Annotated in this window: 20 protein-coding genes; 13 read left to right on the top strand and 7 right to left on the bottom strand. The window is 69.8% G+C overall.

Annotated elements, in window-relative coordinates; all coding sequences use genetic code 11:
• Positions 1-1,437, top strand: a complete 1,437-nt coding sequence (locus SH922_RS25050; RefSeq protein WP_393060092.1) for an aldehyde dehydrogenase family protein — start codon at positions 1-3, stop codon at positions 1,435-1,437.
• The gene (locus SH922_RS25045) at positions 1,430-2,326 is read left to right on the top strand and encodes an aldehyde dehydrogenase family protein (protein ID WP_393060091.1); all 897 of its coding nucleotides are present in this window, start codon (positions 1,430-1,432) and stop codon (positions 2,324-2,326) included. Before SH922_RS25050 ends, SH922_RS25045 begins: the two co-directional genes overlap by 8 nt.
• A 56-nt stretch (positions 2,327-2,382) precedes the next feature.
• Here SH922_RS25045 and SH922_RS25040 read toward each other — a convergent pair whose 3' ends face one another.
• Positions 2,383-2,799 carry a hypothetical protein gene (locus SH922_RS25040; protein ID WP_393060090.1) on the bottom strand — a complete coding sequence of 139 codons (417 nt, stop codon included), beginning with the start codon at positions 2,797-2,799 and terminating at the stop codon, positions 2,383-2,385.
• A gap of 76 nt (positions 2,800-2,875) precedes the next feature.
• Here SH922_RS25040 and SH922_RS25035 point away from each other — a divergent pair, with 76 nt between their 5' ends.
• Complete coding sequence (locus SH922_RS25035; protein ID WP_393060089.1) at positions 2,876-3,610, top strand: uridine kinase; 735 nt, start codon at positions 2,876-2,878, stop codon at positions 3,608-3,610.
• Between the two features lie 257 nt (positions 3,611-3,867).
• Here the strand turns inward: SH922_RS25035 and SH922_RS25030 are convergent, their stop codons facing one another.
• Positions 3,868-4,653: a SigE family RNA polymerase sigma factor gene (locus SH922_RS25030; RefSeq protein WP_393060088.1), complete on the bottom strand. Its 786-nt coding sequence runs from the start codon at positions 4,651-4,653 to the stop codon at positions 3,868-3,870.
• Between the two features lie 192 nt (positions 4,654-4,845).
• Between SH922_RS25030 and afsQ1 the strand changes: the two genes are divergently transcribed.
• The 5 genes from afsQ1 (at position 4,846) to SH922_RS25005 (ending at position 8,662) form a co-directional block, all read left to right on the top strand.
• Entirely contained in the window at positions 4,846-5,523 is a 678-nt protein-coding gene (gene afsQ1 / locus SH922_RS25025) for a two-component system response regulator AfsQ1 (RefSeq protein ID WP_026171255.1), read from the top strand.
• Positions 5,520-7,058 (top strand): ATP-binding protein, encoded by a 1,539-nt coding sequence (locus SH922_RS25020; RefSeq protein ID WP_393060087.1) that lies wholly within the window; start codon positions 5,520-5,522, stop codon positions 7,056-7,058. Before afsQ1 ends, SH922_RS25020 begins: the two co-directional genes overlap by 4 nt.
• The gene (locus SH922_RS25015) at positions 7,055-7,672 is read left to right on the top strand and encodes a GerMN domain-containing protein (RefSeq protein ID WP_393060086.1); all 618 of its coding nucleotides are present in this window, start codon (positions 7,055-7,057) and stop codon (positions 7,670-7,672) included. The genes SH922_RS25020 and SH922_RS25015 overlap by 4 nt, the downstream gene beginning before the upstream one ends.
• Positions 7,673-7,795: 123 nt before the next feature.
• On the top strand, positions 7,796-8,365 hold the full coding sequence (locus tag SH922_RS25010; RefSeq protein ID WP_393060085.1) for a VanZ family protein: 570 nt from the start codon (positions 7,796-7,798) through the stop codon (positions 8,363-8,365).
• Positions 8,366-8,458: 93 nt separating this feature from the next.
• Positions 8,459-8,662 carry a PspC domain-containing protein gene (locus SH922_RS25005; protein ID WP_393060084.1) on the top strand — a complete coding sequence of 68 codons (204 nt, stop codon included), beginning with the start codon at positions 8,459-8,461 and terminating at the stop codon, positions 8,660-8,662.
• 73 nt (positions 8,663-8,735) lie between these two features.
• Here SH922_RS25005 and SH922_RS25000 read toward each other — a convergent pair whose 3' ends face one another.
• Positions 8,736-9,050 carry a hypothetical protein gene (locus tag SH922_RS25000; protein WP_393060083.1) on the bottom strand — a complete coding sequence of 105 codons (315 nt, stop codon included), beginning with the start codon at positions 9,048-9,050 and terminating at the stop codon, positions 8,736-8,738.
• A 134-nt stretch (positions 9,051-9,184) separates the two neighbouring features.
• Positions 9,185-10,339 carry an adenosine deaminase gene (locus SH922_RS24995; RefSeq protein WP_393060082.1) on the bottom strand — a complete coding sequence of 385 codons (1,155 nt, stop codon included), beginning with the start codon at positions 10,337-10,339 and terminating at the stop codon, positions 9,185-9,187.
• Positions 10,340-10,442: 103 nt separating this feature from the next.
• On the opposite strand from SH922_RS24995, the gene SH922_RS24990 reads away from it, so the two are divergent.
• Entirely contained in the window at positions 10,443-11,204 is a 762-nt protein-coding gene (locus tag SH922_RS24990; protein ID WP_393060081.1) for an alpha/beta hydrolase, read from the top strand.
• A 19-nt stretch (positions 11,205-11,223) separates the two neighbouring features.
• On the opposite strand, the gene SH922_RS24985 is transcribed toward SH922_RS24990, so the two are convergent.
• Complete coding sequence (locus SH922_RS24985) at positions 11,224-11,982, bottom strand: helix-turn-helix domain-containing protein (RefSeq protein ID WP_393060080.1); 759 nt, start codon at positions 11,980-11,982, stop codon at positions 11,224-11,226.
• 224 nt (positions 11,983-12,206) lie between these two features.
• Here SH922_RS24985 and SH922_RS24980 point away from each other — a divergent pair, with 224 nt between their 5' ends.
• The 3 genes from SH922_RS24980 to SH922_RS24970 all read left to right on the top strand — a co-directional run bounded on the left by SH922_RS24980 (position 12,207) and on the right by SH922_RS24970 (position 15,731).
• Positions 12,207-12,878, top strand: coding sequence for a DUF4097 family beta strand repeat-containing protein (locus SH922_RS24980; protein WP_393060079.1), 672 nt, complete (start codon positions 12,207-12,209; stop codon positions 12,876-12,878).
• Positions 12,879-12,978: 100 nt separating this feature from the next.
• A complete protein-coding gene (locus tag SH922_RS24975) occupies positions 12,979-13,797 on the top strand; it encodes an alpha/beta fold hydrolase (protein ID WP_393060078.1) in 819 nt (272 codons plus the stop codon).
• A 266-nt stretch (positions 13,798-14,063) separates the two neighbouring features.
• Complete coding sequence (locus SH922_RS24970; RefSeq protein ID WP_393060077.1) at positions 14,064-15,731, top strand: hypothetical protein; 1,668 nt, start codon at positions 14,064-14,066, stop codon at positions 15,729-15,731.
• Positions 15,732-16,230: 499 nt separating this feature from the next.
• Here SH922_RS24970 and SH922_RS24965 read toward each other — a convergent pair whose 3' ends face one another.
• Positions 16,231-17,151 carry a LysR family transcriptional regulator gene (locus SH922_RS24965; RefSeq protein ID WP_393060076.1) on the bottom strand — a complete coding sequence of 307 codons (921 nt, stop codon included), beginning with the start codon at positions 17,149-17,151 and terminating at the stop codon, positions 16,231-16,233.
• A 69-nt stretch (positions 17,152-17,220) separates the two neighbouring features.
• Between SH922_RS24965 and SH922_RS24960 the strand changes: the two genes are divergently transcribed.
• A complete protein-coding gene (locus SH922_RS24960; protein WP_393060075.1) occupies positions 17,221-17,538 on the top strand; it encodes a hypothetical protein in 318 nt (105 codons plus the stop codon).
• On the opposite strand, the gene SH922_RS24955 is transcribed toward SH922_RS24960, so the two are convergent.
• Positions 17,531-17,998 (bottom strand): ATP-binding protein, encoded by a 468-nt coding sequence (locus SH922_RS24955; protein ID WP_393060074.1) that lies wholly within the window; start codon positions 17,996-17,998, stop codon positions 17,531-17,533. The two genes, SH922_RS24960 and SH922_RS24955, sit on opposite strands and share 8 nt — an antisense overlap.
• Positions 17,999-18,101: the final 103 nt, after the last annotated feature.

Genomic DNA, 18,101 nt, shown 5'->3' with positions numbered 1-18,101 from the left:
ATGGCATCTGCATTCGAGTACGCACCGGCGCCGGAATCCCGTTCCGTCGTCGACATCGCCCCCTCGTACGGCCTGTTCATCGACGGCGAGTTCACCGACGCCGCCGACGGCCAGGTCTTCAAGACGGTCAGCCCTTCGTCCGAGGAGGTGCTCTCCGAGGTCGCGCGGGCAGGCGCCCAGGACGTGGACCGGGCCGTGAAGGCGGCCCGCCGGGCGTTCGAGAAGTGGTCGGCGCTGCCCGGCTCCGAGCGCGCCAAGTACCTGTTCCGGATCGCCCGGATCATCCAGGAGCGCAGCCGCGAGCTCGCCGTTCTCGAAACCCTCGACAACGGCAAGCCCATCAAGGAGACCCGCGACGCGGACCTCCCGCTGGTCGCCGCGCACTTCTTCTACTACGCGGGCTGGGCCGACAAGCTGGACCACGCGGGCTACGGCGCCAATCCGCGTCCGCTCGGCGTGGCCGGCCAGATCATCCCGTGGAACTTCCCGCTCCTGATGCTCGCGTGGAAGATCGCCCCGGCGCTCGCCACCGGCAACACCGTGGTGCTCAAGCCCGCCGAGACGACCCCGCTGTCCGCGCTGTTCTTCGCGGACATCTGCCGCCAGGCCGGCCTGCCCAAGGGCGTCGTCAACATCCTGACGGGATACGGGGACGCGGGCTCGGCCCTCGTCGAGCACCCGGACGTCAACAAGATCGCCTTCACGGGATCGACCGCGGTCGGCAAGGCCATCGCCCGCCAGATCGCCGGCACCGACAAGAAGGCCACGCTCGAACTGGGCGGCAAGGGCGCCAACATCGTCTTCGACGACGCCCCCGTCGACCAGGCCGTCGAGGGCATCGTCACCGGCATCTTCTTCAACCAGGGCCAGGTCTGCTGCGCGGGCTCGCGGCTCCTCGTACAGGAGTCGATCGAGGAGGAGCTGCTGGACTCCCTCAAGCGCCGGCTGTCCACGCTGCGCCTCGGCGACCCGCTGGACAAGAACACCGACATCGGCGCGATCAACTCCGAGGAGCAGCTCTCCCGGATCACCGCTCTCGTCGAGACCGGCGAGGCCGAGGGTGCGGACCGCTGGTCCGCACCGTGCGAGCTGCCCTCCGCCGGCTACTGGTTCGCGCCGACGCTGTTCACCGGCGTCACCCAGGCGCACACCGTCGCCCGCGACGAGATCTTCGGCCCGGTCCTGTCGGTGCTGACCTTCCGTACGCCGGACGAGGCCGTCGCCAAGGCCAACAACAGCCAGTACGGCCTCTCGGCCGGCATCTGGACGGAGAAGGGCTCCCGCATCCTCGCGGTGGCGAACAAGCTCCGGGCGGGCGTCGTCTGGGCCAACACGTTCAACAAGTTCGACCCGACCTCGCCGTTCGGCGGATACAAGGAGTCGGGCTTCGGCCGCGAAGGCGGCCGTCACGGTCTGGAGGCCTACCTCGATGTCTGACGGGCGACTGAGCGTCTTCAAGACCTACAAGCTGTACGTCGGGGGAAAGTTCCCCCGCTCCGAGAGCGGCCGGGTGTACGAGGTGACGGACTCGAAGGGCAAGTGGCTGGCGAACGCGCCCCAGTCCTCCCGCAAGGACGCGCGTGACGCCGTCGTGGCCGCCCGCAAGGCGTTCGGCGGCTGGTCGGGCGCGACCGCGTACAACCGCGGCCAGATCCTCTACCGCGTCGCCGAGATGCTGGAGGGCCGCCGGGAGCAGTTCGTGCGCGAGGTGGCGGAGGCCGAGGGGCTGTCGAAGTCCAAGGCCGCTGCCGTCGTGGACGCGACGGTCGACCGCTGGGTCTGGTACGCGGGCTGGACGGACAAGATCGCCCAGGTCGTGGGCGGGGCGAACCCGGTCGCGGGGCCGTTCTTCAACCTCTCGACCCCCGAGCCGACCGGGGTCGTGACCGTCCTCGCCCCGCAGGAGTCCTCGTTCCTGGGCCTGGTCTCCGTGCTCGCGCCGGTGATCGCGACCGGCAACACGGCGGTCGTCGTGGCCTCGGAGCGGTCCCCGCTGCCCGCGCTGGCGCTGGGCGAGGTGCTGGCCACCTCGGACCTGCCGGGCGGGGTCGTCAACATCCTGTCGGGGAAGGCCGCGGAGATCGCCGCGCCGCTCGCCTCCCACCAGGACGTGAACGGCATCGACCTCACGGGGGCGGACGCGGAGCTGGCGAAGGAGCTGGAGATCGCGGCGGCCGACAACCTGAAGCGGGTCCGCCGCCCACAGGCTGTGGACGGCGACGACTGGTCGGCCGATCCGGGCACCCACCGTCTGACGGCGTTCCTGGAGACCAAGACGGTCTGGCACCCGACGGGCGCACTGGGCGTGTCGGGCTCCTCGTACTGACGCCGATACGGCAGCGGCCCGTGCCCCGGGATTCCGGGGCACGGGCCGTTTCCGCGTCAGCCGTGCAGCAGGCCCGTGATCTGACCCGCCACGGGCAGGTCCTTCAGCGCGCCGCCGCCGGTCACCGGGCCGGTTACGGCGGCGGTGGAGAGCGGCTTGAAGTCGGCGACCTTCGTCCCCACCGCGTTGTCCAGCGGGTCCACGCCCGTGCCGGCCAGCGGGTCGAGCCGCAGATGCGTCACGGGCGCGATGCCGTTGTCGAGCGAGTGGCCGAGTGCCCCGGTGACCGCGGTACCCGCGGCCTCGCTCGCCTCGCCGAGGCTGGTGTCGGTACCCGTCGCCTGCACGACGGGCAGGGGTGCCGCCTGGGCCGCGGCACCCCCCGCACCGAGCGCGGCACCGACCGCGGTGACGGTCAGACCTGCCCGCAGCAGAGTGCGGCGCCTGGACTTGGAAAGTGCGTGACGTGCCATGAAGTTCCCACCTGATCGGGCCGATTCGAACCATCAATCGAGTAATCGGTTGAGTGCACAGCGTAGTTGAGGTGTGATGCTGGATACCAACAAGACCTCCGGGGGATCCCCTGTGCGGGTCAATGCCTCACACTTGTGTTCTGTGAGTTCCCAAGCGATTTCCACCCGCGTCGTCCTGCTGGCGGGCCCCTCCGGCTCCGGCAAGTCATCCCTGGCCGTCCGTACCGGTCTTCCGGTACTGCGGCTGGACGACTTCTACAAGGAGGCAGGCGACCCCACGCTGCCGCTCGTCACCGGCAGTACGGACATCGACTGGGACTCCGCACAGTCCTGGGACGCCGATGCCGCGGTCGCCGCGATCACGGAACTGTGCCGCACCGGACGCACCGACGTACCGGTGTACGACATCGCCACCAGCTCCCGGACGGGGCACGAGGCCCTCCACATCGAGCGCACCCCGCTCTTCGTGGCCGAGGGGATCTTCGCCGCCGACATAGTCGAGCGCTGTCAGTCGCTGGGCCTACTGGCGGATGCCCTGTGTCTGCGCGGCCGCCCGTCGACGACGTTCCGCCGGCGGCTGCTGCGGGACCTGCGGGAAGGCCGCAAGTCCGTGCCGTTCCTGCTGCGGCGGGGATGGCGGCTGATGCGGGCCGAACGCCGGATCGTGGCACGCCAGGCGGAACTGGGGGCGCACCCCTGCGACAAGGCCGAGGCACTGGGCCGGCTGGCCGCCGCAGCGGCGGGGCGGTGCCGCACGCCGGCACCGGCGCAGCCACTGACGTCGGCCAAGATCAGCCCCTCCGGCGACTGAGGAGCGCGGGGGGCACGGAGGCAGCGCCCCCGAAAAGCCCCCGCTCCCGGGAACCTCGGGCGGACGCGCCGAGGGGCCGGACAAGACCCCCCGGCCCGTCCGACCCCTCGGCTTCCCCCGTACGCCGCCGCCTCCCCCGAAGCGGCGACCCCGTTTCCCCCGTACACCGCCGCCTCCCCCGAAGCGGCGACCCCGTTTCCCCCGTACACCGCCGCCTCCCCCGAGGCGGCGACCCCGTTTCCCCGTATCCCCCTGCCTCAGGCCACCAGCTCGCCGAAGGACTCCTCCTCGTCACGGCCGAAGCTGAGGACCTCGTCCTCACGCAGCCGGCGGAGCGACCGCCAGATGCTGGACTTCACCGTGCCGACACTGATGTCGAGGATGGCCGCGATCTCCGGGTCCGTACGGCCCTCGTAGTAGCGCAGGACCAGCATCGTGCGCTGTGTCTCGGGCAGTCGCGCCAGCGCCTGCCAGAGCACGGCGCGCAGTTCCGTACCGCGCATCGCGTCCGTGTCGCCCACCGTCTCCGGCAGCTCCTCGGTCGGGTATTCGTTCAGCTTGCGCCTGCGCCAGGCACTGATGTGCAGGTTGGTCATGGTGCGGCGCAGATAGCCGCCCACCGCCGCCTTGTCGCTGATCCGGTCCCATGCCCGGTACGTCGAGAAGAGGGCGCTCTGCAGCAGGTCCTCGGCCTCGAACCGGTCACCGGTCAGGTGATAGGCGGTGGCGTACAGGGAGGCGCGGCGCTCCCGGACGTAGGCCGTGAACGCCGCTTCGGCGTCCTCGGTCTGCGCCGGGGCCTTCCGCTCCCCCGTGACCTCCCCGTACGCGCTTCCCCCGTTGCCCGCGCCTGTCGCGGCAGGTGCGTCGACCACCGTCATGTAGGGCTTGCGCCCTTGCTCCGCAGACGACGGGTGCTGACGCCCGGCGCCTCGAACGCACCCCCGTCCGTTCAATGCGGCGCCGGACTTCTCGGTGCTCCGCCCGACGTCGTGGAGACGCGTGACAACTGCGCTCGTGGTGATGCTGTGCGTTGCGTTCATCTCGCGCCCCCCGTCGGTGGAGTCCGTCCGTTCCTTGTGTCAACGAGCTTGCCGGGGCGATTTCATGGGGCTGTCCGCCGACTGTCACAGACCTGTCACAGGGCCCGGCGTCGACCCGATTCGGGGCTGCCGGATGCATGAGAGGGGACCAACTGTCGAACTAGGGCTCCCCCATGGGTCAGAATGACCAACGTGCCTTTCCTGTTGCTGATCGAGGACGACGACGCCATCCGCACGGCCCTCGAACTCTCGCTGTCACGCCAGGGCCACCGTGTGGCCACCGCGGCGACGGGAGAGGACGGCCTCAACCTGCTGCGCGAGCAGCGGCCCGACCTGGTCGTGCTGGATGTGATGCTGCCCGGGATCGACGGTTTCGAGGTGTGCCGGCGCATCCGGCGCACCGACCAGCTGCCGATCATCCTGCTGACCGCGCGCAGCGACGACATCGACGTCGTGGTCGGTCTGGAGTCCGGTGCCGACGACTACGTGGTGAAACCCGTGCAGGGGCGGGTGCTCGACGCCCGCATCCGCGCGGTGCTGCGCCGCGGTGAGCGCGAGTCCACCGACTCCGCGACGTTCGGCAACGTGGTGATCGACCGCTCCGCCATGACCGTGACCAAGAACGGCGAGGACCTGCAGCTCACGCCGACCGAGCTGCGCCTCCTGCTGGAGCTGAGCCGCCGGCCGGGCCAGGCCCTGTCCCGGCAGCAGCTGCTCCGCCTGGTCTGGGAGCACGACTACCTCGGCGACTCCCGGCTGGTGGACGCCTGTGTCCAGCGGCTGCGCGCGAAGGTGGAGGACGTACCGTCCTCGCCGACCCTGATCCGTACTGTGCGGGGCGTGGGATACCGGCTGGACTCGCCGCAGTGAGTACGGCTGTGCGGCGGAGCCTGCTGGCCGGGCTCCGCTGGACCAGCCTGCGGCTGCGGCTCGTCGTCGTGTTCGCGCTGGTCGCGCTGACCGCCGCGGTGTCCGCGTCCGGGATCGCGTACTGGCTGAACCGCGAGGCGGTGCTGACCCGTACGCAGGACTCCGCCCTCGGGGACTTCCGTCAGGAGATGCAGGGCCGGGCGGCCTCGCTGCCCCTGCGCCCCACCAAGGAGGACCTGCAGACCGCCGCCGTGCAGATGGCGAGCAGCAGCCCCGGCTACAGCGTGCTGCTGATCGACGAGCGCGACCCCGGCAAGCCGATCGTCGGCAACTCCGACCTGGACACCTTCACCCGCGACAACGTACCGGCGTCGCTGCAGAAGCAGGTCGACAAGAAGCAGCCCGTCAAGGCGGGCAACAAGTACCAGTACCACCTGTTCTGGCAGCGGATATCGATCCGCGGCACGCCGTACCTCGTCGCCGGCACGAAGATCATCGGCGGCGGCCCGACGGGCTACATGCTCAAGTCGCTCGACCAGGAACGGCAGGACCTCAACTCCCTCGCCTGGTCACTGGGGATCGCCACCGCACTGGCACTGGTCGGCTCCGCCCTGCTCGCGCAGGGCGCGGCGACCACGGTGCTGCGTCCCGTGCAGCGGCTCGGCGACGCCGCCCGCAAGCTCGGCGAGGGCAAGCTCGACACCCGGCTCGTGGTGTCCGGCACGGATGAACTGGCCGATCTCTCCAGAACGTTCAACAGAGCGGCGAGCTCCCTGGAGAAGAAGGTCGCGGACATGAGCGCGCGGGAGGAGTCCAGCCGCCGCTTCGTCGCCGACATGTCGCACGAACTGCGCACCCCGCTCACCGCGATCACCGCGGTCGCCGAGGTGCTGGAGGACGAGGCCGACAGCCTCGACCCGATGATCGCGCCCGCCGTGCACCTGGTGGTCAGCGAGACCCGGCGCCTCAACGACCTGGTGGAGAACCTGATGGAGGTCACCCGCTTCGACGCGGGTACGGCCCGGCTCGTCGTCGACACCGTCGACGTCGCCGACCAGGTGACCGCCTGCATCGACGCGCGGGCCTGGCTGGACGCGGTGGACCTGGACGCCGAGCGCGGCATGATGGTCCGCCTCGACCCGCGCCGGCTGGACGTGATCCTGGCCAATCTGATCGGGAACGCCCTGAAGCACGGCGGTTCGCCGGTACGGGTCGCGGTTCGGACCGAGGGCGACGACCTCGTCATCGAGGTGCGCGACCACGGACCCGGCATCCCCGAGGACGTGCTCCCGCACGTCTTCGACCGCTTCTACAAGGCCAGTGCCTCCAGGCCGCGTTCCGAGGGCAGCGGTCTCGGTCTGTCGATCGCCATGGAGAACGCGCACATCCACGGCGGCGACATCACCGCCGCGAACTCGCCGGACGGCGACGGCGCGGTGTTCGTCCTGCGCCTGCCGCGCGACGCCGAGGCGCTGGACGGCACCACCGAGGATCGCGAGGCCGAGATCCCGGACGAGGAGGACGACGCGACGTGACGCCCAGCGAACGCCGGGGCCGCCGCCCCGCCGCGGCCCTGGCCGGTGCCGCGCTCTGCGCCGTACTGGCGACGGGCTGCGGGATCAGGAGCACCTCGGTGCCCGTCGACGCCGGTCCGGCCCCGTCACGGGTGCCGTGCGCCATGCCGGCGGAGGACATCGCCACCCAGGCCCAGCAGGGCATCCCCGTGCAGGTCTATCTGGTCTGCGCCTCGGAACTGGTCACCGTGGACCGCGCGGTTCAGGTCCAGGAGACGGCGTCGGACCGGCTCCGGATCGCCCGCGCCCTCCTGGACGAACTGCGCCAGAAACCGCCCGGCGCCGAGCGGCAGGCGGGCTTCTCCACCCACGTCCCAGCGACGATCCGCGTCGGCGGCGCCCGCACGGGCGACCCGAAGGGCACACTGCGCCTCAGCGAGCAGCCGGAGGACCTGCCGTCCGAGGCACTGGCGCAGATCGTCTGCACGTACACGGAGAGCGAGTCGCTCGTCCACGACGGCTCGGTGACGCTCGGGGGCCCGGGCAGCTACGCACCGCGCGCCTACCTCTGCACGACGGAGACGAAGGCCAGCCCGCAGTCAGTACCGACGACGGGCGCGGTCCAACTGCCCTGAGCGGGACCGGCGGCCCTGAGCGGGACCGGCGCGGCACGCGGCGCGGGGTCGCGGGAACGAGGTGAGCCAGGTCTCCCCCGCCCGAGCGGAACCGATCCTGCCGCCGTCCGCGTCTTGGGTGGCGTGCGTCAAGGTTCGGGCGGTCAAGCCGTCATCCGCTTCCGCGCGGTCGGAGTGTCTCTGCTCCTCGCGCATCTGCTGCTTGTCGGGTGGCTGACTCTGCGCCCGCTGGACGTGCCGTGGATGACCGCCGCCAACCTCCAGCCGTTCGCAGGCATCAAGGCCGACCTCTCCCTCGGCCCGGCCGCAGCCGCCCGCCGCATCGGCAAGGAACTCCTGCTGCTGGCACCCCTGGGCGTGCTGCTGCCGCTCGCCGGGGGCCGGCTCTTCGTCTCGCCGTGGTTCTCACTGACCCGTACCGTCGCCGCCGGGGCACTGATCTCGCTGGCCATCGAACTGGGCCAGACCGGGGTGCCCGGCCAGGTCGTCGACGTCGACTCGCTGATCCTGAACACCGCCGGCGTCGCACTCGCCCACGTCCTGGTCGTCCCGGCCTGGCGGGCGCGGCTGCGCCGCCGCAAGCGGCAGCGCGTGCGGGTGCTGCCCCCGGTCGGCCAAGGGGCCCCGGCCTCGTCGGTGTCGTCCTCTCAGGGGTCGACCCCGACGATTTCCAGGGTCGGCATCGCTCCGTAGAGCGACGCTTTGCCCCGTTCCGCGAGCCATCCTGGATACATCGGGAGCGCAAACGGACCGCTCCCGCGACAACGGTTCGCGAAGGAGCCCACCATGGCCGCACTTGCCCGCCCCCGTGACGGACGCATGCTCGGCGGAGTGTGCGCAGCGCTGGCACGGCGCTTCGGCACCTCCGCGAGGACCATGCGCATCATCTTCGTCATCTCGTGCCTGCTGCCGGGCCCGCAGTTCCTGCTCTACCTGGCGCTGTGGCTGCTGCTCCCCGAGGAGAAGGCGTCGTCCGCGACCGCCTGGTAGGTCCCGCACGCATGCCTGTGGGCGGACACCCGGCATCGGGTGCCCGCCCACGGGCAGGTGCGGAGCCGGCGCCTCAGCGGCCGAGCGGCAGACCGTTGGCAGACAGACCACTGGTCGTCAGACCACCGGTGGGCATACCGCCGATGAGGCCCTTGGCCGGGGCGGCGACGTCGCCCAGGACCTTGGTCTGGCTGGTGCCGAGGAGCTCGGTGGCGGTGTCCTGGACCGGCAGCGTCGACGTGGCGTTCGACAGTGCGCCGGCGACGGGCAGCGCGCCGGTCGCGGCGTCCAGCGGCAGCCCGGAGGCCGACGCGGTACCGGCGGCGGCAGCGGCGAAAGCGGCACCGAGAGCGGCGACGCCGAGAGTCCTGGCAGCAGACTGCTTCATGTGAAATTCATCCTTGGGGAAGGGGACGTGAGCGGCTCTGCAACGTAGTCAGCCCCTTGCCCGTCCCGCAAACATCGAAAAACGCGGGAAACGGCCGGGAATCACGCTCCCGGCCGTTTCCCGAAGGCGGTCGATCAGCCGGCGACCGAGGTAGAAACGCTGGTCGCAGCGGTCTGCTCGAAGAGCCATTCAGACTTCAGCTCGGCATATCCGGGCTTGATGACGTCGCTGATCATCGCCAGACGTTCATCGAAAGGAATGAATGCTGATTTCATCGCATTGACGGTGAACCACTGCATGTCGTCGAGCGTGTATCCGAATGTCTCGGTCAGCTTCTCGAATTCCCGGCTCATGCTCGTACCGCTCATCAGCCGGTTGTCCGTGTTCACGGTGGCCCGGAAGTGGAGCCGGCGCAGCAGCCCGATCGGGTGCTCGGCGTACGAGGCCGCGGCACCGGTCTGCAGGTTGGAGGTCGGGCAGAGCTCCAGCGGGATGCGCTTGTCCCGTACGTAGGAGGCCAGGCGGCCGAGCTTCACGCTGCCGTCCTCCGCGACCTCGATGTCGTCGATGATGCGGACGCCGTGACCGAGCCGGTCGGCGCCGCACCACTGGATGGCCTGCCAGATCGACGGCAGCCCGAAGGCCTCGCCGGCGTGGATGGTGAAGTGGTTGTTCTCGCGCTTGAGGTACTCGAAGGCGTCGAGGTGCCGGGTGGGCGGGAAGCCCGCCTCCGCGCCCGCGATGTCGAAGCCGACGACGCCCTGCTCGCGGTAGCGGTTGGCCAGTTCGGCGATCTCCAGCGACCGCGCGGCGTGCCGCATCGCGGTGAGCAGCGCGCCCACCCTGATGCGGTTGCCGTCCTGGCGCGCCCTGCGCTCACCCTCGCGGAAGCCCTCGTTGACCGCCTCGACGACCTCTTCGAGGCTCAGCCCGGCTTCCAGGTGCTGCTCGGGCGCGTACCGGATCTCGGCGTAGACGACACCGTCCGCGGCGAGGTCCTCGGCACACTCCGCGGCGACCCTGACGAGCGCGTCACGGGTCTGCATGACGGCGCAGGTGTGGGCGAACGTCTCCAGATACCGCTCCAGCGACCCGGAGTCGGCGGCTTCTCTGAACCAGACACCGAGCTTGTCGGGATCGGTCTCCGGAAGTCCGTCGTATCCGTTCGCCGCAGCGAGTTCGACGATCGTCCCGGGGCGCAGGCCGCCGTCGAGGTGGTCGTGGAGAAGGACCTTGGGGGCACGCCGGATCTGATCCTGGCCGGGCACATTGAGGGTCGGGCTCATCATCCACGCACTCTAGCGCCTACGCGCGTAGAGCGCCGCTCGGCGATACGTAACAGAGACCGCGAATACGGGTGGCGTACACCTGGCCTTCTGACACTGTTGCGTCATGGCACAGCGCGCACTCCCCCTGCCTGCTGCAAGGCTGGGACGGGCCGTCAGGACGGCCGGAGAATCCACCACGGTCAGCGGCGTGGTCCTGCTGCTCCCGGACGGCGAGCCGTACTCGTACCGCCGCCCCTCCCCTCTCTCCTACGCCCTTCGGCTCCCCCTGGCCCGTTCCCTGGCCCGCGCCGGTGGCGACGACGGCCTCGCCGCCCACGTCGTGCACTACCGCTGCCGCGGCTGGAACACCACGGACGCCCACCCCGCGGCGGACGCCGAATGGGCGGTGGACGAGGTCGTACGCCGCTACGGCGACATTCCGGTCTGCCTGGCCGGCCACGGCATGGGCGGCCGCGCGGCCCTCCGCGCGGGCGGCCACCCGGCAGTCACCTCGGTCCTCGCGATGGCCCCCTGGCTGCCGGGCGACCCGGACGCCGAACCGGAACCGGTCAAGCACCTGGTCGGCCGCCAGGTCCTGCTGGTCCACGGCACGAACGACGCACGCTCCGACCCGGAGTTGTCGTTCCGCCTGGCCGAACGTGCCAAGAAGTCCAACCGCGACACCTGCCGCTTCGAGGTCCACTCGGACGGCCACGCCCTGCGCCAGCACCACGCCGAAGTCGCCGCCCTGGCAGCCGACTTCGTACGCGGCTCCCTCTTCGCCCACTCCTACGCCCGCCCGGTCGCCGACGCACTGGCCGCCCCACCGCCGCTGGGGCTGCGGATGCCGCTGGCCGCGGGGTTCGGGAAGTCGTTGGGGCGGTGAGCGGCGGGCGTGCGACGCCCTAACCACGGTCCGCGTCGGGCTCGGCAGGGCCGCCGCCCGAGCCCGGTTCGGGCTTCGCGTGGAGGATTTCGCGGACCTGCTCCGCGGCGCGAAGAATGCTCTCGCTGATGAAGTCGCTGAAGCGGGCGATGTTCTCGAGGCGGGCGGCGGCGGGGCTGTCGCGGCCGAGGATGCCGACGCCCTGCCGTGCGGTCTCGGCGATCCGGGCGGTGCCGTGGGCGCTGGCGATCGTCGACCGGTACCAGACGTCGTCGTCGACGAAGTAGCGCTCACGGCGGCGTTCGTCGCGTTTACGCAGGACGAGACCCTGGTCTTCGAGGAACCCGATCGCCTTGGAGACGGATGCCGGGCTGACCTGGAGGCGCTGGACGAGTTCGGACGCGGTGAGGCTGCCCGCGTCAGCGATGAAGAGACAGGTCAGCACCCGAGCCGCCATCTTGGGCAGGCCCTGTTGCATCAGGAGGGTGGTGAAAGCCTCCTCGTACTCGCGCACGGCCTCGTCGTCGCTCCCGCCGGCCGGAACCGGTGCCCCCTGCGCTCGGGGCGGGGCGCTCCTGCGCCGGTGGGCGCGGCGTTCGGTGGCACGGTGGGCCAGTTCGGCACGGTAGGCGGCGGGACCCCCGTTACGCATCACCTCACGCGTGATCGTCGAGGTGGGGCGGTCGAGACGTCGGGCGATCTCCGCGTAGGCGAGGTCGTCGGCCAGGCCCAGTGCGATCTGCTGGCGTTCCTGCTGGGTGAGTCTGCCTCCCGGCATCGCGGTCCCCTTCGTCGTCCGTGATGTCGCCAGCGTAGCGTTCGCCCACACCCCAATGCAACGAACCGTCACCCTGGCATTGCATTAGCTGCGCAACCATTGCAACGAAATCTGTACCATGACCTGCTTCTATACGAGTTGGACGCAACAAGCTCGTTGCCGGATCATCGAACGCAACGTAGCTTTTCCAATGTAAGAAACGAAGAACACACAAGGAGAGCACCATGCAGAAGTTCGACACCCCCGCCACGATCTCCGCCGTCGTGGACATCACCGCAGGGCGCATCCAGGTCATCGGCGCCGACCGGGCCGACACCACCGTCACGGTCCTGCCCGCCGACGCCTCCAAGGGCCGCGACGTGAAGGCGGCGGAGCAGACCACGGTCGAGTTCACCGACGGTGTCCTGCGGGTCAAGGCCCCGGCGGAGAAGAACCAGCTCCTCGGCGCATCCGGTTCCATCGAGGTGACCGTCCAACTGCCCGCCGGATCCCGTATCGATTCGAAAGCGGCCGGCGCCGAGTTCCGCGGCGTCGGACGGCTCGGCGCCGTCACCTGCGAGGGCGCACACGGCGCGGTCAGGATCGACGAGGCCGCGAGCGTGCACGTAACCGCCCACGCCGCCGACGTCACGGTCGGCCGCCTTACCGGCGCCGCGGAGATCAGCACCCAGAAGGGCAGCATCCACATCACCGAGGCCACCTCCGGCACGCTCGTGCTGCGCACCCGGACGGGCGACGTGACGGTCGGCGCCGCCCACGGAGTCTCTGCCGCCCTGGACGCCGGCACCGGCTACGGCCGGGTCCACAACACGCTGAGGAACACCGAAGGCGCCTCGGCCGGCCTGAACATCCAAGCGACCACCGACCACGGCGACATCACCGCCCGCAGCCTGTAGGGAAGCGAGCGCAGCCCATCAGAACCAAGGGGCCGCGGTCCGCACCCAGGGCCTGGCGAAGCCGCACGAGACGCACACCCGACGCGACCAGGAGAACCACATGACGAAGAACAGCCCTTCCTCGACCGGTTCGGCGTGGACCGGCATGGTGCCGGTCGACGACACGGCCCTGGCCGTCACGGACACCGGCGGCTCCGGAATCCCCGTGATCTACCTCAACGGCCAGTTCGCCACCCAGGGTTACTGGCGGCACGTCATAGCGGAACTGGGCACGCAATGGCGGCACATCACCTACGACGAGCGGGCCCGCGGCAAGAAGTCGAAGCGTTCCGCGGACTACTCCTTCGAAGCCGCCGTCCGGGACGTCGACGCCGTCCTCGCGGCCAGGGGCGTCGACCGGGCGCTCGTGGTCGGCTGGTCCTACGGGGCGTTCGTCGCAGCACACTGGGCCGGCCGCAACCCCGACCGCACCCTGGGCGTCGTCATGGTCGAAGGCGCACAGCCGCACGACTGGCTGGACGACGCCATGGAGCAGCGGATCCGCAAGACGTTTCGCCGGCTGAACCTCTTCATGCCGCTGCTGCGCCCGACCGGCCTGACCCCGCGCATGAACGCCGCCCAGATGGCGGACTGCAACATCGAACTCGGCAAGCTCGCCCGCGAGCGCGAACTGGGCCCCGTACTGGACAGCATCACCGTCCCGGCGCGATACGTCGTCGCATCGGGCAACTCCCTCGGAAGCAAGGGCGACGAACAGGAGCTCATCCGCGCCAGCCTCGATGGCGTGGTCGCCCGCAACGCACACATCAAGATCAGCGCGAAGGTCGCCAGCAACCACGACTCGATCCTGAAGAAGGACTTCCTGGCGGTCGCCGAGGCCGTACGCGAGGTCGCCACCCTCGGCCAGGGGCCGCGCTAAGGGACGGGGACGGTTGCCGAGCCCATCGTGCGGAGGCAACCGAAGGCGAGCTTGCCCGGGGGTGCGGAGATCAGTTGGCACACTGCTTGCGCCGCTTCGCACCCCAGGGGCCATCCCCACGCGCGAGGGTCCCGCACTCCCGATTTGGGTCCTGGTATGGGCCTTTGGGCACTGTCCGTGGGCCCCGTCGCGCTCGCTACGGTTCACACCCGGCAGCCGCACGGCTCCCGGTGACGCGATCCGAGCGAGCCATGACGAGGTGAGACGTGCACAGCAGCGAACGAACGCGCCGGGACCCGCGCACGAGCGCGGGACAGTCGGCGATCGAGTACGTGGCGATGGTGACGGTGGCGGCCACCGTGGTCGGCGCAATCCTTGCCACGTCCGTCGGGGGTGACATCGCAGACACGGCGCAGCAGCAGGTCTGCCGCGTCCTGGAGTTCGGCGGGGGCGCCTCTTGCCAGAGTGACAACGATGTCAATCATGACAACGATGTCACAGGCGGCGGGAATCCCCCCGACGCCAAGTCCTTCACACCGGCCGACACCTCCGGCGCCCAGCCGGGCGTCACCGGCGGGCTGCCCGGTGACATGCGCGGCGGACCGGGCAACGAGCCCCGAGGCAACACAGAGAACAGGTCCGACGACACCGAAGGCAACGCGCTCCCGAGCCTGTGCTTCGAGCCACGGGAGCGGTCGTCGCACTCCTCGGTCTCCGTACCTGGCAGCGGGACCGTCGGCAAGACTGCCGCCTGGGGCTACTCGTACCTGGTGAACTTCGTCGCGGAGAAGATCAGCAACGAGAAGAACAAGGAGAAGCGGGTCAAGCTGGCGCTCGACGATCTCTCCTACTGCCTCCCCGACTACAACATCGTCATCGCACAGCCTCATGAGGGCGATCTGCAGCAGATGGACGGCGCGGCCATGATCCAGACCGTCGAGATCAGCGGCACGACATACCGCGTCTACGCCTTCAGGAAAGGGAAGTTCACCTGGGCGGACGACGCCGACCTCGGCTGGAAGAACCGTGCGTTCAAGGGTGTTTTCGACGTCAGCGAGGACCGCCGCACCGTCACGTTCGAGGAGCCTCCCCGCCCGAAGCGGAAGAAGGACTGGAAGCCCGGCGACGAGGGCTGCCAGATCGAGGGCCAGGAACCGCCCGACCGGAGCCGGTACTACGACACGTACTCCCCGCTGGACAACGAGGGTTCGACGCAGGCGGTCCGGATGCTCGTGAACGACATGCGCCGCTGCTACCCCGACTACAACGTGGTCGCGATGCACTCGGAGCAGTCCTCGCACTGGGCCGAGAAGCCGGACACGCTCATCGACCACAGCAGGTACCGGCTGAACTCCAACGAGTACCACTCCGACGAATCCGAGGACGAAATCTCCTCGGGCCGGGCGGTGTTCGACGTCTACGTCTTCGACAAGGGCACGTTCAGCAACGACGGCGACGGCGGCTACACCAACTGGGCGTACTACGGCGACGTCACCCGCGACGGCAAGGATGCCACCTTCGAGCAGCCGGAACCCGCCGACCTGGACGCCGACGCCCTTGCCACCGGAACGGAATCGGTCGACTTCGACGACGGGGCACCGAAGTACACGAACACGGACGACGGGCCCTACCCCGGCACCGACTACAGCGGCAAGGCACCCGGCGGCGACGCCGAACTGAACCAGTCGCTGGTCGACGAATACAGCCGCAGCTTCCCCGGCACGAACATCATCGCGGTGAAGAACTTCAACGAGATCTCCTTCTCCGCGGTCTCCGGCCTCGAACACCTCGCGGTGGTGGACGGTGTGGACGTGTTCGCCGTCAAGGACGGCACGATCACCAACAACGGCGACGGCGGCTGGAAGAACTGGGGCTTCGCCGGCAACTTCAAGCGCGACAAGGACTCCAAGGAGGTCACGTTCAGCAGGCCCTGAAGACGTCGCGAACCACCGACGTCAGGGCGGGAAGGCGGATCGCTATCGGATGCCTTCGCGGGGGCCGGGGAGTCGGGAGCACGCTCCTCGTCTCCGCCCGGGGGCATCCCCGCGAGAGCGGGGAGCAGGGCGCCACGAGCGCCGGCCTGTGGCCGGTGCTGGGTCCATCCCCGCAGATACAGGGAGCAGTTGGCGATTGCGATGACCCCATCGGCTGTACCGGGGCCACCCTGCGGGTACGGGGATCAGGTCAGGGACGCCGCATCTGACCGTGTGGGCGACCCGCGAGGACGCCCCCTGGCCTCGATCTGCGACGATACCGCCAGGCTTCCGCTCCCGCGCCCGCGGGAATGGTCCCCAGTGGTCGAATTACAGGTAGAGCTCCGCCTTCTGCTCCCCGCACCCGCGGGGATGGTCCCATCTGCCGCATCGGCGGCCTGCCCGACCCCGACCTCTTCTTGGAGGCCGCCGGCCTCGCCGCTCCAGTAGGCCCAGAAGTTCAGATTGGCGAACGACCCGGCGACTGTCCGACATCGCCACCTGGAGAAACGCCCGGCCCCTGGCCCGATGCCGGATCGGGCTGCGACCGGCTCGCGGTGACCGCAGCCTCGACGAACGAGGCGACGAGTGGCCGCTGGTCGAGCTGCGACCATGCGACGACCAGTCGGCTGGGCTCCGCATCGACGACCGGCTTGTAGACCAGCCCCGGGTGAACGGGTTCCACGGACGAGCGCGGGAGGACCGCGATCGTCCGGCCGAGCATGATCAGCTGCGTCATCTGCGCGACGTCCGCGATCTCCGGACCGGTTCCGCTGTCGGGCACACCCTTCCAGCGCGGCAGCGTCTCGTGCTCCAGGTCGGCCATCCGCAGCTCGGTGTGCGCGGCCAGCCGGTGGTCCCGCGGCAGAATCGCCACGCGCCCTTCGACGAACAGCGTCTCGGACTCCAGTCCCGTGAGGTCGTCGAACGGCGCGTACAACAGCGCCACATCGGCTCTGCCGTCACGCAGATAGTCGGCGCGGTCGGTGGCACCGCCGAACAGGACATCCACCCTGCGTGCATCGGGCTGTCCGGCATACGCGGCGAGGATCCCGGACAGCAGGTTGGCATCGCCACCGGGCTTGATCACCAGCCGCAGCTGCGCCTGGACGTCGCCGGCCCGGCGCGCGCTCCGGGCCGCAGCGCTCACCGCGTTGAGCGCGTGGCGGCCGTGATGCAGCAGAGCCTCTCCGGCCGGCGTCAGCGAGACGTGACGGCTGGAGCGCAGGAGCAGCTGAACTCCGAGCCGCGATTCGACACGTTGAACAGCTTTCGACAGCGCCGGCTGAGCGATGGCAAGGCGCGCGGCGGCCCGGCCGAAGTGCAGCTCCTCGGCGACCGCGACGAAGTACTCCAGCTCACGCGTCTCCAGATCAACCATTCCTCCAGGTTATCGCCGAAGAATCAATCGGCCTTGGACTTCATTCGCGGGCCGAGGTTCGATTGACCCATGATTCACCACACAATGATCGTCTCCTTCACCGACTCCATCCCGGCCACCGAGCTGGATCAGTTCCTCAACGACATCGAACAGGTCATGCGCGACTCCGGGCAGATCCAGACGTTCGCGGCCTCGCGCCACATCCGTGTACCCGCCGAGGACCACAGTCCCATGCCCACCGCCACCGGGATCGTGCAGATAGCCCTCGCCGACCTCGACGCGCTCAACGCCTCGTTCACAACCCCCGGACTTGAGGAAGTCATCCAGCACTGGCAGGCCCGCCACCCCTACAAGGTCGTCTGGGCCAACCACGAGCCGCTCACCTGACGGACTCGCGCCCGCACCGGGCAACCGGTTCCGTCTCCGCCCACACCGTCTTCCCCGGCCCCACCCGGTCGCTCACCCCCCAGCGGAAGGCGACGGCCTCGACGATGAGCAGCCCCCGACCCCCGTCCGCCTCCGTGTCGGGTGGCCGGACGGACAACGGGTCCGGGCGGATCTCGTGGGTGTCGGAGATCTCGATGCGTACGGCCCCTGTCTCGTACGCGTACGACAGCCGCAGTTCGAAGTCGCGCCCCGGTACGCGCCCGTGCAAGACCGAGTTGGCCGCGAGTTCCGCGACGAGCAGGGCCACGTCGTCGGAGAGCGGGGTGCCGTACGGGATCCCCCAGACATCGAGCTTCCACACGGCCAGGCGCCGCGCGAGAGTCGCGCCGAGACGGGTGGCAGAGCGCCTCTGGACGAACACACGCTCGGTTACCGATGGTTGGGCTTGCAGTGCTGTCATGCGCCCAGCGTTCCGCCTCGATCACCGTTTCCAGCAGGAACGACGCCCATACAGATCCGGCTGTATGGGTTGAAGCGCTGGACGGGGCGAGTAACTGTCCGTG

The organism is Streptomyces sp. LN549 (genome assembly GCF_043203805.1).
In the GTDB taxonomy this organism is placed as follows: Bacteria; Actinomycetota; Actinomycetes; order Streptomycetales; family Streptomycetaceae; genus Streptomyces.
The sequence above is the reverse complement of the archived record's forward strand: the minus strand, read 5'-3'. Positions and strand labels throughout refer to the sequence as shown.